This is a genomic window from Mesorhizobium sp. WSM1386, from assembly GCF_055901595.1.
Genome location: NZ_CM148373.1, coordinates 3,028,853 through 3,048,942, shown reverse-complemented (window position 1 = coordinate 3,048,942; position 20,090 = coordinate 3,028,853). Strand labels below are relative to the sequence as shown.

20 protein-coding genes are annotated in these 20,090 nt (G+C 65.0%); 9 read left to right on the top strand and 11 right to left on the bottom strand.

The features are described 5' to 3' along the window. Positions 1 to 81: 81 nt before the first annotated feature. The 5 genes from AC0NIH_RS14945 to AC0NIH_RS14925 all read right to left on the bottom strand — a co-directional run bounded on the left by AC0NIH_RS14945 (position 82) and on the right by AC0NIH_RS14925 (position 3,118). The gene (locus AC0NIH_RS14945) at positions 82 to 339 is read right to left on the bottom strand and encodes a hypothetical protein (RefSeq protein ID WP_473465593.1); all 258 of its coding nucleotides are present in this window, start codon (positions 337 to 339) and stop codon (positions 82 to 84) included. A gap of 306 nt (positions 340 to 645) precedes the next feature. Then, positions 646 to 1,170, bottom strand: coding sequence for a DoxX family protein (locus tag AC0NIH_RS14940; protein WP_473465596.1), 525 nt, complete (start codon positions 1,168 to 1,170; stop codon positions 646 to 648). A gap of 121 nt (positions 1,171 to 1,291) precedes the next feature. Next, positions 1,292 to 1,771: a tetratricopeptide repeat protein gene (locus AC0NIH_RS14935; protein ID WP_473465599.1), complete on the bottom strand. Its 480-nt coding sequence runs from the start codon at positions 1,769 to 1,771 to the stop codon at positions 1,292 to 1,294. Between the two features lie 29 nt (positions 1,772 to 1,800). Next, entirely contained in the window at positions 1,801 to 2,772 is a 972-nt protein-coding gene (locus AC0NIH_RS14930) for an MBL fold metallo-hydrolase (protein WP_473465602.1), read from the bottom strand. A gap of 130 nt (positions 2,773 to 2,902) precedes the next feature. Then, a complete protein-coding gene (locus tag AC0NIH_RS14925) occupies positions 2,903 to 3,118 on the bottom strand; it encodes a DUF680 domain-containing protein (RefSeq protein ID WP_013894371.1) in 216 nt (71 codons plus the stop codon). A 463-nt stretch (positions 3,119 to 3,581) separates the two neighbouring features. Here AC0NIH_RS14925 and AC0NIH_RS14920 point away from each other — a divergent pair, with 463 nt between their 5' ends. Genes AC0NIH_RS14920 through AC0NIH_RS14910 form a run of 3 tightly spaced genes read left to right on the top strand, consistent with a single transcriptional unit; the run spans position 3,582 to position 8,828 of the window. After that, complete coding sequence (locus tag AC0NIH_RS14920; protein ID WP_473465605.1) at positions 3,582 to 7,688, top strand: Pls/PosA family non-ribosomal peptide synthetase; 4,107 nt, start codon at positions 3,582 to 3,584, stop codon at positions 7,686 to 7,688. A 16-nt stretch (positions 7,689 to 7,704) separates the two neighbouring features. Further along, positions 7,705 to 8,163: a GNAT family N-acetyltransferase gene (locus AC0NIH_RS14915; protein WP_473465608.1), complete on the top strand. Its 459-nt coding sequence runs from the start codon at positions 7,705 to 7,707 to the stop codon at positions 8,161 to 8,163. Further along, positions 8,160 to 8,828, top strand: coding sequence for a 4'-phosphopantetheinyl transferase family protein (locus tag AC0NIH_RS14910; protein ID WP_473465611.1), 669 nt, complete (start codon positions 8,160 to 8,162; stop codon positions 8,826 to 8,828). The genes AC0NIH_RS14915 and AC0NIH_RS14910 overlap by 4 nt, the downstream gene beginning before the upstream one ends. A gap of 27 nt (positions 8,829 to 8,855) precedes the next feature. Here AC0NIH_RS14910 and AC0NIH_RS14905 read toward each other — a convergent pair whose 3' ends face one another. From AC0NIH_RS14905 to AC0NIH_RS14895, 3 genes are all read right to left on the bottom strand, one after another. Continuing rightward, complete coding sequence (locus AC0NIH_RS14905) at positions 8,856 to 9,956, bottom strand: KamA family radical SAM protein (RefSeq protein WP_473465614.1); 1,101 nt, start codon at positions 9,954 to 9,956, stop codon at positions 8,856 to 8,858. Positions 9,957 to 10,116: 160 nt separating this feature from the next. Then, positions 10,117 to 11,013, bottom strand: a complete 897-nt coding sequence (locus AC0NIH_RS14900; protein WP_473465617.1) for an NmrA family NAD(P)-binding protein — start codon at positions 11,011 to 11,013, stop codon at positions 10,117 to 10,119. Further along, entirely contained in the window at positions 11,010 to 11,201 is a 192-nt protein-coding gene (locus tag AC0NIH_RS14895) for a DUF1127 domain-containing protein (protein ID WP_473465619.1), read from the bottom strand. The genes AC0NIH_RS14900 and AC0NIH_RS14895 overlap by 4 nt, the downstream gene beginning before the upstream one ends. Positions 11,202 to 11,417: 216 nt before the next feature. On the opposite strand from AC0NIH_RS14895, the gene AC0NIH_RS14890 reads away from it, so the two are divergent. Next, entirely contained in the window at positions 11,418 to 12,329 is a 912-nt protein-coding gene (locus AC0NIH_RS14890; RefSeq protein WP_473465622.1) for a transcriptional regulator GcvA, read from the top strand. A gap of 186 nt (positions 12,330 to 12,515) precedes the next feature. On the opposite strand, the gene AC0NIH_RS14885 is transcribed toward AC0NIH_RS14890, so the two are convergent. Together AC0NIH_RS14885 and AC0NIH_RS14880 are read right to left on the bottom strand one after the other, a co-directional pair. Further along, the gene (locus AC0NIH_RS14885; RefSeq protein ID WP_023767238.1) at positions 12,516 to 12,728 is read right to left on the bottom strand and encodes a tautomerase family protein; all 213 of its coding nucleotides are present in this window, start codon (positions 12,726 to 12,728) and stop codon (positions 12,516 to 12,518) included. Between the two features lie 85 nt (positions 12,729 to 12,813). Continuing rightward, positions 12,814 to 13,554, bottom strand: a complete 741-nt coding sequence (locus AC0NIH_RS14880) for an SDR family oxidoreductase (protein ID WP_473465626.1) — start codon at positions 13,552 to 13,554, stop codon at positions 12,814 to 12,816. A gap of 104 nt (positions 13,555 to 13,658) precedes the next feature. Here AC0NIH_RS14880 and AC0NIH_RS14875 point away from each other — a divergent pair, with 104 nt between their 5' ends. Then, a complete protein-coding gene (locus AC0NIH_RS14875) occupies positions 13,659 to 14,552 on the top strand; it encodes a LysR family transcriptional regulator (RefSeq protein WP_473465628.1) in 894 nt (297 codons plus the stop codon). Positions 14,553 to 14,738: 186 nt separating this feature from the next. Here the strand turns inward: AC0NIH_RS14875 and AC0NIH_RS14870 are convergent, their stop codons facing one another. Further along, the gene (locus tag AC0NIH_RS14870) at positions 14,739 to 15,521 is read right to left on the bottom strand and encodes an inositol monophosphatase family protein (protein ID WP_473465684.1); all 783 of its coding nucleotides are present in this window, start codon (positions 15,519 to 15,521) and stop codon (positions 14,739 to 14,741) included. Between the two features lie 229 nt (positions 15,522 to 15,750). Here AC0NIH_RS14870 and AC0NIH_RS14865 point away from each other — a divergent pair, with 229 nt between their 5' ends. The 4 genes from AC0NIH_RS14865 (at position 15,751) to AC0NIH_RS14850 (ending at position 19,762) form a co-directional block, all read left to right on the top strand. Next, positions 15,751 to 16,806 (top strand): LacI family DNA-binding transcriptional regulator, encoded by a 1,056-nt coding sequence (locus tag AC0NIH_RS14865; protein ID WP_473465686.1) that lies wholly within the window; start codon positions 15,751 to 15,753, stop codon positions 16,804 to 16,806. 37 nt (positions 16,807 to 16,843) lie between these two features. After that, entirely contained in the window at positions 16,844 to 17,029 is a 186-nt protein-coding gene (locus AC0NIH_RS14860) for a hypothetical protein (RefSeq protein WP_473465631.1), read from the top strand. Between the two features lie 120 nt (positions 17,030 to 17,149). Beyond that, positions 17,150 to 18,805, top strand: a complete 1,656-nt coding sequence (locus AC0NIH_RS14855) for an acyl-CoA synthetase (RefSeq protein WP_473465634.1) — start codon at positions 17,150 to 17,152, stop codon at positions 18,803 to 18,805. A gap of 69 nt (positions 18,806 to 18,874) precedes the next feature. Next, positions 18,875 to 19,762, top strand: coding sequence for a hypothetical protein (locus AC0NIH_RS14850; protein ID WP_473465637.1), 888 nt, complete (start codon positions 18,875 to 18,877; stop codon positions 19,760 to 19,762). The last annotated feature ends 328 nt before the right edge of the window (positions 19,763 to 20,090 follow it).

Below are 20,090 nucleotides of genomic sequence, written 5' to 3'. Positions count from 1 at the left end.
GAGCGAACCATTCAGGCGGAGAAATGATCCAGGCGGCGAGTTGTCCCGCCGCCTGGATGCCGGCCATGGCCGCCGGTTTCGTTATCGATTGCCCCAGATCCCCTGGCCATAGCCCGGCGCAGGCATGCCGGAGTTCGCATTTCCTTCAACCGAGCTGCCGGTGATGCTCTTGGTGCCGCTCATGTCGGGCGCATCGCCGGACATCATCGAATGGGTCGTCGCGGTCGGATAGCTGCCGGCGGCCGGGACATAGTCCGTGCCAAAAAAATGGTCGCTGCCGGCAAAAGCCGTGCCGGAAGCAAACAGAACCGCGGCAATGGTAAGAACGGTCTTTTTCATTTCAATTCTCCATCTTTCCAAAGGTGATGACAGGACCTCAACGCGCCGCCCGCACCGCGTTCCCGAGGCTGTCTCTACATTTTCATCAGGCGAAACCGGCCAGCCGCTATCCCCACGGGATCCGCGGCGGCAGGTTGCTCAGCGCATGATCGTCTTGGGTTCGTCGTGCGCTGTTGCCGCTTCATAGGGCCGTGGTGTGTACGCCAGCGTGGTAGCCGGCGTGGTAAGAACCGCCGCAGCAGTGGAATTTTGCGTGGAATGCAGCCGGAAAGCGCTGCGCGCCTGGGCCGCGAGGGTTCGCGCGCCTCAAATCGGCAGCTTCACCTCGCCCACCCACATATGGTTCTCCACCGCCAGCAGCGCTGCCGTCATCTCCTTGTCGCGCTGTCGCTTGTGCAAATAGAGCGCCACCAGCCGGTCCAGCGAGAACCTGCCGGCACCGACGGCGGCCAGCACGAACATGCCGCCGGCGATGGCCAGGTCCTTTTCGAAATGCAGCAGTTCATTCTGGCTGGCGAAGTTGGTGTGAAACAGCATGGCCGTCGCAAGGCAGAACAGGCCGAGCCCGATGGCGCCCAGCCGCGTCAGCAGGCCGGTTGCGATCGAGAGCCCTGCCCCCAGTTGCAGCGCGACGGTGGCGACGAACAGCGGCAGGCCGACGCCCAACGCCGCCATCGCCTTGGCGGCGGCATCGAAATGGGTGGCCAGTGTTGCGCCCTCATGCAGGAAGATGAGGGACAGCAGCAGGCGGCCGGCAAGCAGGGTCACATCCCCAGCGTGGTATTTCGTGGCGAGGCCGGCGAGCTTCGCGGCGATGTCGTTCGGTGTCATGGGTCAGCCTCCATTTTGAAAGGGCCGGAGCCGGCTCGAGGGAGAGACGCCGGCTCCGGCAACGGGCGTCAGCCACGAGCGCCCAAACTGCCCCCGAGGGGAGATGTGGGTGAGGGGGAACTTACTGCGTCACCTTGGTGTCGATGGCTTTCTGCAGGTCGGAAAGCTCCTCGCAGCCGGCGGGGCAGAGTTTCTGCAGCGATGCCAGTTGCTCCTGGGCCTTGCCCATGTCGCCGGTCTCGACATAGAGCTCACCTAGATATTCGCGGGCGGCCTTGTGGTCGGGCTTCAGCTCCAGCGCCTTGTTGTAGTAGGTCAGCGCGGTGGTGGTGTCGCCGGTCTTGCGCAGCGTGAAGCCGAGCAGATTGTAGACATCGGCCTGCTGGTTGTCCTGCGCGAGATCACGCAAATCGGCCAGCGCGCCCTTGTAGTCCTTGGCGGCGATCTTGGCCTGCACGGCGGTGAGGTCGGGGGCATCGGTGCCCTCGATATCGTCGACTGCATAGGCCGGTATGATCGTCGCGACGGGAACCACGGTCAGCACGGCGATGGCGCCGAGCAGGCCGTACAGGGCGTTTCTGCCCAAGAATGATTGTTTCATTGTCTTTCTCGCTTGTCGGTTTGCCGTGATTAAATCTGCACGGGCGTGAAAGCGTAGGCGCTGCCGTCTTTCACGAAGACGCCGGTGCCGGGGAATGGGAAGTGCGACCCGGAAATGCGGATGTTGTCCGCGATCACCCGGTCGATAATCTTGTGGCGCGTGGCGATCGCGGTCGGCCCGTCCTGGTCGTAAGCGCCCTGCCACTTCGGATGCGGCGCCAGAAGGGCCGGCACATACATGGTGTCGGCCGAGATCATCAGCTGCTCCCCACCGGAATTGGCGAGGTACACCGAATGGCCGGGCGTGTGGCCGGGGGCGGCGATGATCTGGATGCCGGGCGCGACTTCGGCGCCGTCCTGAACCAGCTTCCAGTTCTTCCATTTCGGAAAATTCTCGGCGATGCGCTTGCCCGCCGGCTTGCGGCCTTCGGGCAGCTTGGCCAGCCGGCTGGGGTCGGTCCACCAATTGTACTCGGTGGCGTTGACGATCAGCTCGGCATTGGGGAACACCGGCGTGTTGGTGCCCTTCTCCATCAGGCCCCAGACATGGTCGGGGTGAAAATGCGAGATCATGATGGTGTCGATCGCCTTGTAGTCGATGCCGGCGGCGGCCATGTTGGCCGGCAAATGCGTGGCGTTGGCCTGCCACTGGCCGACACCCGAGCCGGCATCCATCATGATCAGCCGGCCGCCCATCTTGAGCACGACGACGGTGAGCGGGATGGGCATGAACTCGGTGGGCAGCCCGGCTTTGGCAAGAGCCGCCTTGGTGTCGTCGACCGATACATCCTTGATGAAGGCCGGGTCGTGCGGCTTGCGCCAGATGCCGTCATAGACGGCGGTGACCTCGATATCGCCGACCTTGTATTTGTAGAAGCCGACTGTCGGCTCGACCGGTGTTTGCGCGAAAGCCAGGCGTGTGAATTCCAGCTTTCCGGCAAGGCCGAAAGCGGCGGCGGCGGCGGCTGATTGCAGCACTGTGCGACGTGTCATGCTGAACATGGTGGTCTCTCCTTTGGGTTGCGTGGCGGAAGGCAAAAAATCGTAAGAAATGACGGAGGGCCAAGCCCCTGGCCCTCCGTCCTGATGCGGTTGAGGCGCGCCGACGGGATCCGGCGCGACGCTCATGAACTCAGCGGCCCCAGATGCCCTGGCCGGGTTCTTCCGCATCGGATTTCATCGACGCCTGCGTGTCGTGCCGAACCATGTCCGCCTCGCGAGTGGAGGCAGTGTAGGTGTTGTCGGTGGTGGCGGTGGCCTGGGTGCTCGTGCCGAAATGGTCGCTGCCGGCAAAGGCAGAACTCGAGGCAAGCAACATCGCAGCCACGCTGAGAGCGAGCTTGGTCATTTCCGATAAATCCTTGTTCCGTTTCTTCAGGTCGCGGGCCGCTGGATTGGCCCCGCTGAAATGAAGACCCGGAAGGGCGGCGCTTTATTCCCGGGCCTCGCAAGATTCTTTGGGAGGAAGGAATCCGGGGCAAAAAGAGCACCGAGACACAATCCAGAAACAATATTCAACAGTTCGGAAAAACTGGCGAAAAGATCGGATGGCATAAGCGTGTCCCAGCGGCCGGAAATCGGCCGCACAGCGCATGGGATTGGGCACGGGCAATGCAACGCGGTTCGAACGGATGGATGTCGCTCGCCGCCGGCGGTGCGTCTGCCTCCGCCCCGCGCCCTGCACGCCGGTCATTCCACCGTCACCAACAACGTCAAATTGCAGCGGCCGCACAGCCGACAATGCCTGCTTGAGCGGCGGCACGATCGACATGTGCCTGGCACGGTTCGGCTAGGATAAGAAAGTTTTGGAAATGGACCACGGTGTCGATATCGCCGAACTGGACAGGGAAGCGGCAAGATCGGGCAGAGAGCCCGATCAGGCGGGCCTGGACAGCATTGAAGCCCTTGTGAGGATCACCCCGCGGACAGTGGCGCGCAGCCAGATCCTGGCGGGCGCCGATTTCGCCCTGGCGGGTCAGCCAGATGAGCGGCTCGATGCGGTCTTCGAGCAGCTCGCCGAAAATTTTGCAACGCTGCCGGCGGTGATCAGCGAGGGACGTGTATGGACCTATCGCGAGCTCGACAGGCGGGCCAACCAGTTCGCCCGCCTGCTGGTCGAGCGTGGCGTGCGGCCGGGTCACCGGGTCGGTCTCATCCTCGACCGGTCGGCGGAGACCTATGTCGCGGTGCTCGCCGTGATGAAGGCCGGAGCCGCCTTCGTGCCGCTGGCCACCGCTTTCCCGCAAGAGCGCATGACCCTCATCATCGAAGACGCCGGCGTGAGCCTGATCGTCACCATCGTCGCCTATGCGGAGCGAGCCGGTCTGCTGCCGGTTCCCCATGTGATGATCGACGGCGCCACCGCCGACATCTCCACGCGCTCCGACGCACCGCTGCGGCTCGACGCGGCGCCCGCCGACGACATCTGCTACATCCTCTACACGTCGGGCACGACAGGCAGGCCGAAGGGCGTCGCCATCCGGCACCAGAGCTTCGTCAATTTCATCCGCGTCGCCGCCGCATCCTATGGATACCGGCCGGGCGATCGCGTCTACCAGGGCATGACCATCGCCTTCGACTTTTCCTCCGAGGAGATCTGGGTGCCCTTCGTCGCCGGCGCGACGGTCGTGCCGGCGCCCGGCCCGCTGACGCTGGTCGGCGAAGAGCTGGCCGATTTCCTGCGTCACCATGAAATCACCTGCATGGCCTGCAGCCCGACCCTGCTGTCGTCCATGGCGAGCGACGTGCCGAGCCTGCGCACGCTCCTGGTGGGCGGCGAGGCCTGCCCGCACAATCTGGTGGTGCGCTGGTCCAGGCCCGGCCGAAAGATCCTCAACACCTATGGCCCGACCGAGGCGACCGTCACCGCGACGATGGGTGAACTGACGCCCGACAGGCCCGTGACCATCGGCGCGCCGCTGCCCACCTATTCCATCGTTATCCTCGACCCCGAAGTGCCGGCAGTGGCCAAGCCGGGCGAGCTGGGCGAAATCGGCATTGCCGGCATCGGCCTAGCGATCGGCTATCTCAACAGGCCCGACCTCACCGAACAGAAATTCATCGCCGATTTCCTCGATCTGCCCAACAACCCGTCGCGGCGCATCTACCGCACTGGCGACCTTGGCCGGATCAACGACGACGGCGAGATCGAGTATGCCGGCCGCATCGACACCCAGGTGAAGATCCGCGGCTACCGCATCGAGCTCGGCGAGATCGAGGCCGTGCTGCTGGACCAGCCGGAGATCGCGCAGGCCGCCGTCACCACCTGGGAGATCGAGCCCGGCCGCGTCGAACTCGTCGCCTATTTCGCGCCAAAGGCCGGCCTGCCGCCGCTCTCGCGCGCCGACATTGCCAGCACGATGAAGCGGCGCCTGCCGGATTACATGGTGCCCTCTTATCTGGAGGAACTGCCGGCGATCCCGATGACGGTTTCCAACAAGGTCGACCTTCGCCAGCTTCCGAAGCCGACCAGCATCAGGCTTTCCACCGACCGCGAGATGGTGGCGCCCGGCAATGACGACGAGCGCTTTCTCGCCGAGGCACTGGCCGCGGTGCTGAAATTCGACGCGGTGTCCGTCGAGGACAATTTCTTCGACGACCTCGGCGCCAACTCCCTGCTGATGGCCCATTTCTGCGCGCGCGTGCGCACCAGGAAGGAATGGGCGACGGCCTCCATGCGCGACATCTATCTCTATCCGACCGTGGCGCGCCTGGCCAAGCACCTGCGCGTGGCGGAAGAGATGACGACCGCCACCAACGAACCTGTCCTCACCCGCCAGGCGTCGAGCCTCGTCTACTGGACCTGCGGTGCCGCGCAGCTCGCCTTCTACGGCCTCTACAGCTATGTCGCGCTGTGGGCGATCAATGACGGCCTCAACTGGGTCTATGACGCGCTCGACGAGCCGCTGCAGCTCTACATCCGGTGCGTGGCGCTCTCGGCCAGCGTGTTCTTCGGCATGTCGGGCTTTGCCGTCGCCGCCAAATGGCTGCTTGTGGGCCGCTGGAAAGCCGAAACTTTCCCCATCTGGGGCCTGCGCTACTATCGCTTCTGGGTCGTCAAGACCTTGATCCGCACCGCGCCCGTGGTCCTGTTCCGCGGCAGCCCGCTCTACAGCATCTACCTGCAGCTGCTTGGAACCAGGATCGGCAAGAACGCGGTCATCGAATCCAAGTCCGTGCCCGTCTGCACCGATCTCATTTCGATCGGCGCCCAGACGATCCTGCGCAAGGAATCGATGATCCTCGGCTATCGGGCCCAGGCCGGCTATATCCACACCGGGCCGCTGACCATCGGCCGCGACGCTTTCGTCGGTGTTGGCTGCACCATCGACATCGACACCAAGATCGGCGACGGCAGCCAGCTCGGCCACTCGTCTTCGCTGCAGCGCGGGCAAAGCATCCCGGACGGCGAACACTGGCATGGATCGCCGGCGGTGCCGACCACGGCGGATTATTGCAAGGTGCGCGCCGTCGATCCGTCCAATGTCCGGCGCGTCCTCTACGAAGCGGTTCAGTTGATCGGGCTGTTCGCCATTGTCACCCCACTGCCGCTGCTGTTCCACAGCTATTGGGAAAATGTGGGCGACGACTATCAGGAGACCATCGGCCTGGTCGCGATCGGCACCACGGTCACGCTTCTCGGATACATCGCCGCGGCCTTCCTCGCCGCGACGGTCGTGCCGCGCCTGATAAGCCTGGTGCTGAAGCCCGGCCGCACCTACTCGCTCTACGGTTTCCGCTATTGGCTGCAGACCGTCGCCGAATTCTCGAGCAACTCGCGCGTGCTCGGCCTGCTGTTCGGCGACAGTTCGGCCATCGTCCACTACATGCGTGCCATCGGCTGGAACCTCAACAAGGTGGTGCAGACGGGTTCCAATTTCGGCTCCAACCAGCAGCACGAGAACCCTCTCCTGTGCGAGATCGGCACCGAGACCATGGTCTCGGACGGGCTCTTCATGATCAACATGCACAAGTCCGCCACCGCCTTCAGGCTCGAGCCGACGCGCATCGGCGAACGCAACTATCTCGGCAACAACATCTACTATCCGCCGGATGGACGCACGGGCGACAACGTGCTGCTCGGCACCAAGGTGATGGTCCCCATCGATGGACCGTTGCGCGAGAATGTCGGGCTTCTGGGCTCTCCGGCTTTCGAGATCCCGCGCATGGTGAACCGCGACAAGGAACTCATCGCCGGCGTCGACGAGGCCGACCGCCGACAGCGCATCCCTCACAAGAACCGCCACAATCTGGTGACCATCCTGCTGTTCGTGGCAACGCAATGGGTGATGCTGTTCGCCACGCTGGCGATCTGGGACCGGGCGCTGAACTACTACAGCGAGTGGGCGGAGGTCGCGCTTTTCGTGGCCGTGCTCCTGACCTCGGCCATCACCATTCCGTTCTACATCCTGGTCGAGCGGGCAAGCCTTGGCTTCGGCAGGCTCAAGCCCCAGATCACGACGATCTACGACGTCGCCTTCTGGCGCCACGAACGCCACTGGAAGCTTGCCGATTCACCGATCGTGCGCCTGTTCAGCGGCACGCCGTTCCGGCCGGTGATCCTGCGCCTTTTGGGCGTCAAGGTCGGCAAGCGCGTCTATGACGGCGGCAGCAACCTGACCGAACGTTCCCTGGTGGAGATCGGCGACGACGTCACCCTCAACGAAGGCTGCGTCATCCAGGCCCATTCGCTGGAAGAAGGTGCCTTCAAGTCCGACTACATCCGCATCGGCAATGGCTGCACGCTCGGGCCTTCGGCCTTTGTCCACTATGGCGTGGTGATGGGCGAAGGCTCGGTGGCCGACACCGATTCCTTCGTGATGAAGGGCGAGGAGCTGGAGCCCAACTCGATCTGGCGCGGCAACCCGGCCAAGCTGCATCGGTTCGTGACCCCGGTCGCCGACGAAGGCGAAAAGTGACGGAACGTCGCACGAGATGGTGGAAATCCGTGTCGTCCCGGTGACCAGGGCCAACCGGGGCCTGGTCGCGTCCCTGCAATTGGCGCCGGAGCAGATCGATTTCGTCGCCAGCAATGCGGACTCCCTGGATGAGGCCCGGTCCGACAGGGACGCACGGCCACGCGCGGTGATGGCCGGAGACTGTGTCGTTGGATTTCTGATGTACGAGGCGCCGCGCGATGACGACGAGGCGCGCATCTATCGCTTCATGATCGACCGCTCCAGCCAGGGCAAAGGCTACGGCAAGGCCGCGCTGCGTGAAGTGCTGGGCGAAATCCGGGGGCTCGGCCACGTCAGACACGTTTCAATCTGCTACGAGCCGGAGAATGAGGCGGCCCGGCAACTCTATCGCACCGCCGGTTTCGTCGAGGAAGGCCTCGACGAGGACGGGGAAATGATCGCCGAGCTCGTGCTGCCCGCACCAAGCGGCCGATGACACTTCCCGCAATTCCGTCCGCCCTGGAGCAGCTTGAGGAAATCTCGCTCGCGCGGGCGCTGGCCGCTATCGCCCCCAACGGCGTCCGCACCGGATGCCGAATGATCCATGGAGGGGACGAGGCACACCTCTTGCCTGCCGAGGCGCAATCCATCCCGGCTCGCCAGCCGGCCATGCGGCGCGCGAGCGGCGCCGCCCGGTGGATCGCGCACGGGCTGCTGGCGGAAATCGGCGTCGGCGACGTTGCCATCTTGCGCGCACCGTCCGGCGCGCCTGCCTGGCCCGGCCGGGTAACCGGTTCGCTCGCCCATGACGACGAGATGGCCGTGGCCGCGGTCGCGCCGCTTGGCGACGTGGCCTCGCTCGGCATCGACGTCGAGCCGGCGCTGCCCCTGCCCGACGAGCTCCTGGCGCTTGTTCAAACCGCAGCGGATGAAACCGGTGCGGCGCCCTTACATCTTGCCGGCCGCATCCTCTTTTCAGCCAAGGAAGCGGTCTACAAGGCGGTGTATCCGCTCGACCGCGAAATCCTGGGCTATGAGGACATCGCCGTGGATCTGGCCGCAGGCAGCGCAGTGACGAAGACGGGCCGTCGCGTCCGCCTCGTATACTGCATCGTTCCGCGCGTGGTCGTGCTGGCGTTCGTCGTGGCGGATGCGGACTAGCTGATCCGGCGCCGATGCGCCTGCTTCTTACGCTTCGGTGATCTCCGTATATCCCCTCACCGCGCCATCCTGCCCGCGTATCCGCCAGCTCTCCCCGTCGCGTCCCTCGATAGGACAAGGCCCGAGCGGCACCTTGCCGCCGCCCTCCGGCAGGTCGAGCACATAGACGGGATTGCAGATGCCCGACAGCCGCGTCCTGAGCGCCTCCACCAGCGCCTGGCCCTGCGCAATCGTGGTGCGCCTGTGCGCCATGCCGCGCGCGAGGTCGCCATGGTGCAGGTAATAGGGCTTTACCCCCAGCCGGTACATCAACTCGCGGCAGAGTTCTTCCAACACCTCGACGTTGTCATTGACGCCCTTAAGCAGAACGCTCTGGTTGAGCAACACGAAGCCCGCCTGGCGCATTGTCCGGCAAGCCGCCTCGGCAGCGTCGGTGATCTCGCGTGCATGGTTGAAATGGGTGACGACGGTGACCATCAGCCGGCCTTGCAGCGCTTCGACCAGCCCCGGCGTGATGCGTGACGGCAGCGCCACCGGCACGCGAGTGTGGATACGCAGCAGCCGCACATGGGGGATAGCCTCGATGCGCGTGAAGATTTCGGCCAGTGCCTTGTCCGGCAGCGACAGCGGATCGCCGCCGGTCAGGATCACCTCGCGTATCTCGGAGTGGTCGGCGATATAGGCCAGCGCCGGCTCCAGCGCCTCGCGCGTGTAGCCGCGGCCGATCGAGGTCAGGGATTCCTTGCGAAAGCAGAACCGGCAATAAACGGCGCATTGATAGGTCGGGAACAACAGCACCCGGTCGCCATGGCGATGCGTCAGCCTGGGCACCGGGCTGAAGTCGTGATCGGCGATCGGATCGCCAAGCTCGCCCTCCGCTTCCACCAGTTCGTCCGGCGACGGGATCACCTGTGCCCGGATCGGGTCGGCCGGGTCGTTCCAGTCGATCAGGTCGAGATAGGTTTTTGGCACGCGCACCTTGTGAAGCGTCGCGGCTTGCTGGGCGGCTTGGCGCTCGGCGGCCGACAGCGGCAAGGCGGCCAGATCGCGGACATGCCGCACGCCCTGGCGGACATCGTCCTGCCAGGTAGCGCCGGTGGCATGGGTTGCATCTTTGAGGTCGGTCATTGCGGGTCTCGGGCTGTTCGCGCGGACCTATCGGCCGGATGGGCGGCGCGGTCAACCGCTGTAGAAGCCAACGACGCCCGCCCCGCCTACGACGCCCCCCTCTGTCGGGCAGGACAGAGGGGGGCGTCGTAGGGCACCAACCTCGCAAGGCATCCGACTTTCACACCGTCCGCCCGCCTCCTGCAGTCACCTCCACAAAGGCGCTCTCGATCGTCTCGAACCTCAACTCCGGATAAAGCGCACCGGCCTCGGGAGTGGCCGTCTCCAGCGCGGTCTCGCCGCGGATCCAGAATGCGCGCAGCAATGCGAGGCCAGGGACGGCCGCGATCAGCGCCTCCAGCTCGTCAGCGTTCATGTGCTTGATGCCAGGCGAGCGGCCGCTCACCTTGCGCCACAGCTCGATCATCTCGTTCTGCGTGATCCTGTTCTGCGCGATGCGGATTTCGCGGCGGACGGCACCCGGATCCTCCAGCGCACGCATGGTGACGGCGGCGATGTCCTTTTCGCTGACGAAGGTCGCCGGCACATTGCGATCGCCGTAGAGCGTGACCTCATCCGGCGGCAGGGACGTCGAGCCGAACCGCGTCAGGTCGCCAAGCGTGGCCACCCAGGTCGAGAAGAAACCATTGGTGTAGATCACCGTATAGGGCAGATCGGCTTGCCTGACCGCATCGAACACGGCTCGCTTGATGTCGAGCGGTTCGATCGAGCCGGGTGCGGCGGCGGCGAAGTCGAGGCCGAAGCCGGCGGAGGGCACATAGCGCGAGACGCCGGCACCCTTGATGGCGCGCACCAGCGTCATCTCGCTGGCCGAGCCAACATGCACCGAGCTGATGACGCGATCGACCTTGCCGACGGCGCGGACAAGGCTGTCATAGTCGTCGAGATCGCCGACATGGGCCGTGGCGCCGAGGTCTCGCAGCGGGCGCATCCGCTCCTCATTGCCTGCGGTTGCCGGCCGGACAAGGACATGCAGGCTGTCGCCGTTGCGCGCACTCGCCTTCGCCATTTCGCTGCCCAGAAGTCCCGTCGCGCCGATGATCAAGGTGCTGGTCATATTCCCCTCCCATTGCCCAAAATTCCGTTGCCAAGAACGGAACCGTCCCAGTCGCGCTCCAGGCCGATGTCGCGCAGGCGGCGGTCCGAGAGGCGTGAAACCTGGCGCAGGGTGCGGCGGTGCTCGAATGCTGCTACGCTTCGCATGGCAAGGCCACCTATCGCGGCGCCGATATATCCAACGGTCATTGTTCGTCTCCTGTGTTCGTTTGGGCGCAAGGATGTCGGTGCCGCCCAGCGGACGAGCATGACGATCGCTCACACTCATGTTTGGTCTTCAGCGCATCGGCGAACCGGAAAGCTCGATGTGGATGCGCGGTACGCCTTGAATATTGGCCATCTTTGGGCTGGACGACAAACGACTCTTTGTGCAGGATTTGTGAGCAATGCTCACAGGTCGAGACCATGCCGCGCAGACTGCCACCCCTCACCGCTTTGCCCGCCTTCGACGCCGCCGCCCGGCATTTGAGTTTCTCCAAGGCGGCGGAAGAGCTCAACGTCACCCATGGCGCGGTCAGCCGCGCCATCCGCAACATCGAGGACAGGCTGGGCATCCAGCTGTTCGATCGCGGGACAAGGTCGGTGCGCCTGACGCCCGTAGGCGCGGCCTATGCGGCGGAGGTCGGCAAGGCGCTGGACCAGATCGCCGCCGCCACCATCGCCGCCACGCCCGACCGCTCGACGCGCGTCCTGAACGTCAGCACCTCGGACGGCTTCGCCGGTCGCTGGCTGGTGCCGAGGCTGCATCGCTTCCACCGCGCCAACGCCGATATCGACGTGCGGTTGTCGACCTCGGGCGTGTTTGCCGATTTCGTCAGCGACGGCATCGACATCGCCATCCGCTATGGCCGGGGCGACTACAGCGGGGTGACCGCCGAGTTTCTCGCCGATGAGGAGGTCTTCCCGGTCTGCAGCCCGGAACTCCTGGCGGGTGAACATCCGCTGCGCCGGCCCGAGGATCTCAGGCATCACAAGCTGATCCACGACGCTTTCCGCATCGACTGGGCGACATGGCTGGACCAAGCGGGCGTCACGGACGTCGACGCCAAGCGCGGCGTGCGCTTCGATTCCGCCACCTTCGCCGTCGAGGCGGCGGTTCATGGCGAAGGCGTGCTGCTCGGCCGCAGCGCGTTGGTCTCGGCCGATCTTGCGGCGGGGCGTCTGGTCCGGCCGTTCGACCTCGCGCTGAAATCGGCGGCTCGCTACTACGTCGTCTATCCCGAAGGCGCGCTGCGCCAGAAAAAGATCAGGGCGTTCCGCGACTGGCTGTTCGCCGAAATCGCGGCCGACTGGGTCGGGATGCCCAGGAGTGATTGAGCGGCGCCCCCCACCCCGCTGCTTCGCAGCGACCCTCCCCACAAGGGGGAGGGTTAGGGAGCGCCTTGTTCACCTATGCGACCGTGCTTTTATGGAAATGCAGAAAAGCTCGGCTCCCACCTCCCCCTTGTGGGGAGGTCGGACCGAAGGTCCGTGTGGGGGTACTGGCGCAAACCTTTCCCGGAGCTACTCCTTGGCGCGATAGGCTTCCGGCACGACGAACACTTCGTCGGCGCGACCATAGCCGCCGTCGGCGACCTCCTCGACCAGCACCATCGTGTAGGGCCGTACGCCCTCGCCGAAAAAGTCGACGAACATGGCGGTGATCCGATGGATGAGGTCTTCCTTCTGGGCCTTGGAGAGGGCCGCCTGCGGCATCTTGATGTTGGCGAATGGCATGATCGTTTCCTTTTGTGTTGAAGTTGGATCAGGTTTTGGGATGGAGCAGCCGTCGGGCGGCTGGAGACGCCGTCGACAGCCTCCTTCAGATCACGCCGCCATTGGCGCGGATGATTTGCCCGTTGACCCAGAAGCTGTCCGGCCCGGCCAGGAACGAGACCACGCCGGCGATGTCGTCGGGCTGGCCGAGCCGGCCGAGCGGAATCATCTTGCCGATCGCCTCGATCTGCGCCGCGCTCTTGCCGTCCGTGAACAGCGCCGTCTCGACCGGTCCGGGCGCCACCGCGTTGACGGTGATACGGCGCGCGCCAAGCTCCTTGGCCAGGATGTGCGTCATCGCCTCGACCGCCGCCTTGGTGGCAGCGTAGACACCATAACCCGGCTGATAGAGGCCGACGACGCTGCTGGAGAATGAGATGATGCGGCCACCATCACGAAGCCGCCGCGCGCCTTCGCGCATTCCACGGAACACGCCGCCGAGATTGGTGGCGACCTGGTTGTCGAAGGAGGCGTCATCGGTCTCGGCGACCGGCGAAAGCTTCATGATGCCAGCATTGTTGACGAGAATGTCGACGCCGCCGAACGCCTGTTCACCGGCATCGAAAAGCATGACGATACCAGCCGGATCGGCGATGTTGGCCTGGACAGCGATTGCCTTGCCGCCACCGGCTTCAATGGCGCTGACGACCGCTTCGGCCTCGGTGCGGCCTCGCGAGTAGTTGACGACGACGGCCATGCCGTCGCGGGCTAGCCGCTGCGTGATCGCCGCGCCGATGCCCTTGGAAGCGCCGGTTACGATCGCAGCTCTGGTCGGAATGGGTGTCATGGAAGTCTCTCCGTGTTGTCGGTGACACGGGATATAGACCATGCCATCTTCCGGATAATCAGCTTCCTATTGACATCACTATTCGGAATTTGCGAACAAAGACCATGGATCGCCTGGACACCATGCGGCTCTTCGTTCGCGTTCTCGAGCGACGCAGCTTCACCGCTGCCGCCGCCGATCTCGGCCTGCCCCGTTCAACCGCCACGGAAGCGATCCGGCGGCTGGAAGAACATCTCGGCGCGCGGCTCCTGGAACGCACGACGCGGCAGGTGAATGCCACGCAGGATGGCGAGGCCTATTACCGGCGCTGCCTGTCGATCCTGGCTGAGATCGAGGATGCGGAAGCCGCCTTCCGCAATGCGGAGCCATTCGGCCTCCTGCGCATCGACGCCAGCACGCTGCTCACCCGGACATTTCTTCTGCCTCGCTTGCCGGAATTCCTCACCCGCCATCCTCGCATCGACCTGCAGATCGGCCAGAGCGACCGGCTGGTCGATCTGGTGCGCGAGGGCGTCGATTGCGTCATCCGCGTCGGCGAGCCACCCGACAGCGGCATGATCATGCGGCGGTTGGCCATGATCCGCGAAATGACCTGCGCCAGTCCCGCCTATCTCGAACGCCACGGCACACCCGCCTCACCCGACGCGCTCGACGGCCACCAGGCGGTCGGCTTCGTCTCGTCGCGCACCGGCGAAGTGCTGCCCTTCGAATTCACCGTCGGCGGCAAGACCCGCGAAGTCAGGCTGCCGGGCCGCGTCGCCGCCAACAATTCCGACACCGCCGCCGACCTGGCCAGGCTTGGCCTGGGCCTCATCCAGGCCCCACGCTATCGCTTTGAAAAAGATCTTGTCGACGGCACGCTCGTCGAGGTGCTGGCAGACTACCCGCCGTCACCGACGCCACTGTCGGCGCTCTACCCGCAGAACCGGCAGCTTTCGCCCCGGCTGCGCGTCTTCCTCGACTGGGCCGCGCGCATCTTCGCCGAGGCGAACCTCTAGAGGTGAGATCCAGCCCTATTCGCCGGCGATCAGCACGATCTTTGCCGGGTCAAAATCGATGCCTACGACGGTTCCTTCCGCCACGGCGGGCGAATGGCGAGTGCCGCGAGACCAAGCCATGCCCTGCCCCGCCTGCGATCAAATGGACCTTTCATCGATATTCCTCCCTTAACCTGCTCTTGCAATTCAACCGTCGTCGAGCGGCACTCCGATCACCTGGGACAGCGTCGCCGCCACGCCCGGCGCTGCGGCAAGCACGGGATTGCCCTTCGTCATGCCCTCGCCGTCGAGAAACCGGTTCACCCGGCCCCCGGCCTCCTCCACCAGAAGCAATCCGGCCAGGCAGTCCCATGAATTGATATGAAGCTCGGCGTAGGCGTCCGAGCGGCCGTCGGCGACATAGGCCAGCCCAAGCGCCCCCGAACCGGAGCGCCGCACATTGGCGCCGAGCGACCAGACCAGCGCGACCTTGTCCAGATAGACGCGGTTCGGGATCCTGGGCGACCAGCCGAACTCGACAAAGGCGCGGTCGAAAGCTTGCGTCGGTGAAACATGGATCGCCGCGCCGTTGCGCGTCGCGCCACGCCCCCGGCGGGCGAAATACGTCTCGCCGACGGCCGGATTGGCGATGCCGCCGATCTCGCTGCGGCCGTCCTGGACGAAGGCGATGGAGATACAGAAATGCGGAACGCCGCGCATGAAATTGGCGGTGCCGTCGATCGGGTCGACCACCCACATGCGGGCCGAGCCGGTGCCGCCGGTCTCCTCGCCCAGAAACCCGTCCTGCGGAAAGGCCTCTGCCAGCGTCGCGCGGATGTGCTCCTCGACCTTGCCGTCGGTTTCGGTGAGAAAATCCTGCGGCCCTTTCATCGCCACCGGCTGGGTGGCGTCGAGCCTGGAGTATCCCTCCATCGCCAACTCTCCCGCCGAGGCGAGCAGCTTGCGGCAGACATCGGCACGCCTGTCCATTTCGGCATCGGACAGCCGGTCCGCCCCGGGATGCGCCACTGCCGTGCTCACGCAGCCGGTCCGGACAATCGCACCCTCGATGCCGTCGTCGCTGAAATGGACAGGATATCCTCCAGTGCCGTCGCATTTGTTGCACGGCTGTGCAAAGCTGTTTCATTCTGGCGCAGGTGTCAAGTACGGCAGTGGCAATAGCTCGGAACGTGCGCTATGTTGCACTGCCGTGCAAGGAATCACGAGAAACAGCAGCGAGACGTTTCGGCTGACCGTCCAGAGAGCCCGCAACGGTTTTTCCAGCGCCCAGCAGGTCGCCGACCTTGCCGGCGTTTCGCGTTCGGCCGTGTCGCGAACCTTCACCCCCGGCGCCAGCGTCTCGGAAGAAACCCGCGAGCGTGTGCTGCTGGCGGCCGAGCAGCTCGGCTATCACGTCAACCATCTGGCACGCGGCCTGATGCGGGCCTCCACGGGCATCGTCTGCCTTATCGTTGCCGACGGCGACACGCCCTATCACGCCCGGCTGCAGCGGATGCTGACGCAGCATCTGCGGGATGCCGGCAAGGTGGCCATGGTGTTCAACACCTCCGGCCCCAACCACCATGTCGATCAGGCATTGCGCAACACGCTGAATTATCGCGCCGATGCGAGCATCGTGCTGTCCGGTTCGCCGCCGCAAGTCCTGATCCGTACCTGCCTCGAGAATGGCCAGCGGCTGATCCTGATCAATCGCGACGACCGCTTCGACGGGCCGCACAACATCGGCGTCGACAACACCGCAGCCGCCGAGGCGGCATTGCACGCCTTCATCCGCGCCGGTTGCACGAGGCCTGCCCTGGTCACGTCGGCCGCCGGCACACCCAGCCTTCTGGCCCGCGAGACGGCTTTCATCGCCGCCGCGCGGAAGGAAGGGCTGGAGGTGATCCTGTGGCGCGAGGGACGCACCGGCTATGCAACCGGCATCGAGGGCGCCAGGCGCCTGTTTTCCGGCCGGCAGCGTCCTGATGCGGCGTTCTGCGTCACCGACCTCATTGCCTGCGGCTTCCTGGACGCGGCGCGCCGTGAGTTCGGCATCAGCGTGCCGCGCGATCTCTGCGTCATCGGCTTCGACGATATCGAACAGGCCGACTGGGCTTCGTACCGGCTGACGACATTCGCACCGCCCATCGAGGAAATCGCCACGCACGCCGTGCGGCTGGCCACCGGTGCGCGGGAAGAAGGCGGTGCCGGCAGCCGTATGATCTACCATGCCCCGATGATCTGGCGTGGCACCGTAAGGCCGGGGCAGAGCTGATGCGAAGCATGCCCCGGCCAGATTGGGATGCGCACTGATGCCAAAGAAGAAGGCCATGAAGATGCGTCATGCGGCAAGACCGGTCGAGGTCACGGTGAGCCCCGAGATCCGGCGGATGATGCGCAAGTTCGGCCTGACCGAGGAAGAGGCGCTGCGCATGATGCGCGAGGGCAACGCCGCCCTCTATGGCTCCAGCGCCGGACACGGCCGGCAAGGATCCTAGCTCCGCCCGTTCTTCTGCCTGCACAATCGGCTTCCTTCATTGCCCATCCACGCCATCTGATGTCATTGTCGCCGCGACGGCGCTCCGTGGGGAGATGTGGCGCCGCCAGGGAGGACTGCCATGACCAGGACCGGCTTGCCGCGCTACGACGACGCTGTTCAGCGCTTTCGCATCGAGGATGAGATCGCCAGGCTCGACGGCGACCCGGCGACCGGCATCAATGCCTATGTCGAATGCTGCGGCCGCCATACCGGCAGCAACCGTCTGGCGCTGCGCGCGATCTCGGCCGGCGGCGAGCTCAGGCGATTCAGCTTCGACGATCTGGCCGACATTTCGGGCCGCGTCGGCAACCTGCTCAAGGATTTGGGCGTCGGCCCCGGCGATGTCGTCGCCGGCATGCTGCCGCGCATTCCCGAATTGGTGGCGTTGATCCTCGGCACCTGGCGCATCGGTGCCGTCTACCAGCCGCTGTTCACCGCATTCGGCCCAAAGGCGATCGAACATCGGCTCGGCTACAGCGGGGCGAAACTGGTGGTGACCAATCCAGCCAATCGCGGCAAGCTCGACGAGATCGAGAGCTGCCCGCGCGTGGCAACCATTCTCGACCGCGACGACACCTTGCCCCAAGGCGACACCGATTTTCGTGCCGCCATTGCCGCCGTCTCGCCCGACTGTGAGCCGGTGATGCGCAAGGGTTGCGATCTATTCATGATGATGTCGACCTCGGGCACGACAGGCCTGCCCAAGGGCGTGCCGGTGCCGCTCGGTGCGCTGCTGGCCTTCGGCGCCTATATGCGTGACGCGATCGGACTTCGTCCCGACGACATCTTCTGGAACATCGCCGATCCCGGCTGGGCCTATGGCCTCTATTATGCCGTCACAGGCCCCCTGCAGCTTGGCATTGCCACGACCTTCAACGAAGGTCCCTTCAATGCCAGGAGCACCTATGAGGTCATCGAGCGGCTCGGCGTCACCAGCCTGGCCGGTTCGCCCACCGCCTTCCGCCTGCTGCTCGCCGAAGGTCCCGACGCCGCCGCCCGCATCAAGGGCCGGCTGCGCGTGGTGAGCAGCGCCGGCGAGCCGCTCAACCCGGAAGTGATCCGCTGGTTCGACGCGCACCTCGGTGCGCCCATCCACGATCATTACGGCCAGACCGAGAACGGCATGATGGTCAACAACCACCACGGCCTCGCGCATCCTGTCCGCGCGGGCTCCGCCGGCTTTGCCATGCCCGGCTACCGCATGGTGGTGCTGGACGAGGCCGGCAACGAGCTCGGCCCCAACCAGCCCGGCATCCTTGCAGTCGACATCGCCAACTCGCCGCTGCGCTGGTTCGACGGCTATCACCAGGAACAGACACCGGCGATATCAGGCGGCTATTACCGCACCGGCGACACGGTGGAATACGAGCCGGACGGCTCGGTTTCCTTCATCGGCCGCGCCGACGACGTCATCACCTCATCGGGCTACCGCATCGGCCCCTTCGATGTCGAAAGCGCGCTCATCGAACATCCCGCGGTCAACGAGGCCGCAGTGGTTGGCGTGCCCGATCCGCAGCGCACCGAGATCGTCAAGGCCTTCGTCATCCTGGCACCCCCTTTCAAGGGAAGCGAGGCGCTCGCCGAGGAACTGGCGCAGCATGTCCGCAAGCGGCTTTCTGCGCATGCCTATCCGCGCGAAATCGATTTCGTGACGGAATTGCCGAAGACGCCGAGCGGCAAGATCCAGCGCTTCCTGCTGAGGAAGGCGGATGTGGAGAAGCGAAAGCAAACCTGACCATGTTTTCACCATGCTCGTTGCACAATGTCTCCAGCACAACACCCTGGAACTGGAGAGATTCCCATTATGCGGCTGGTCTGGACGGTCATGTTCGCGCTGGCGAGCAGCGCGGCTTTCACGGCATCGCCGGAGGACGACTATATTGCCGCGCGCGACAAGGCGATTGCAGCGATCGCAGCGCTCAACAGCGCGAACGCTCCCGTGGAAGACCTCGATGCCGCCGATGCCAAGGCGCGGACCGATCTCGAAGCGCGCCTTTCCGCGCTTCTTGGCCCCCTAGCGGTCAAGGATTTCCCGGCAACCGGCACCATCAATCTGGAAAGCCTGAGCGACGCCGATGTCGGATATGGCATGCTCGACGGGCTGCGATACACCAAGAGCGATGACGGCCCGAGCCTCTTGGCAACGACGCGGGGTCTTCTCGACCGCTGGCTCCAGGCTCGGTCCGCCGAGACCGACCCGGCACTCAAACTGCCCACCGATATCAACGAAGCGCTGAAGCTCGACGCCTTCTACACCCAGGCGATCAACAGCGACGCCGCCTTCATGGGAACGCTCGATTTTCCACTGAAGAAGCCTGATGGCGCCGACATCGCCATCGCGCGGCTCGGCGGGTGGACGCAGGATGTCGGCCCGATCTACGAGCAGCAGGTCGTCGTCACGCTGGTCAAGGGCAACAGCGTCATGATCGCCTCGGCGCCCGCCACACCACCTGTTCCCAAGATCGCGGCCTGCGAGGCCTTGTGGACCGCGGCCGACGAAGCCGCCCAGAAACTCGCCGCGCAGGCGTCCGGGCAGCAGGACGAAACGGCCTATGATGCCGCCAATGCCGCCTGGGAAAAAGGCGACGACGACTATCGCAAATGCATGGGCGAACAATTGCCGAAAGACGCGGCCTTCCCGGCTCTGGTCGGCGAGGCGCAGGCGCTTGCCGACCAGATGGCGGGGAAGTAGGCGCGGACGCCGAAGCTGCCAATCTCCCCACTCGTGGGGGGTGAGGAGCGGCCAGCGCAGCGGACGGAAAGCCAATTGCTTGGCTTTCCGAGCGACGAACGCCGGCAGGCCAGAGGGGGGCGCCGTAGGGCGCCAACCTTGCTCTTCTGCCGATACGAGAGAACACATCGCGATTGGCGAACGGACGGGGAGAGTCGGCGGGACAGCGCCCCCCTCTGCCCTGCCGGGCATCTCCCCCACGTGGGGGGAGATTGGCAGTTTTGCTGCGGGCGCCCAGTTCTCACCCCTTGTTGCCTTCGTATCCCATCGATATTGTCGCCGCGTTGGC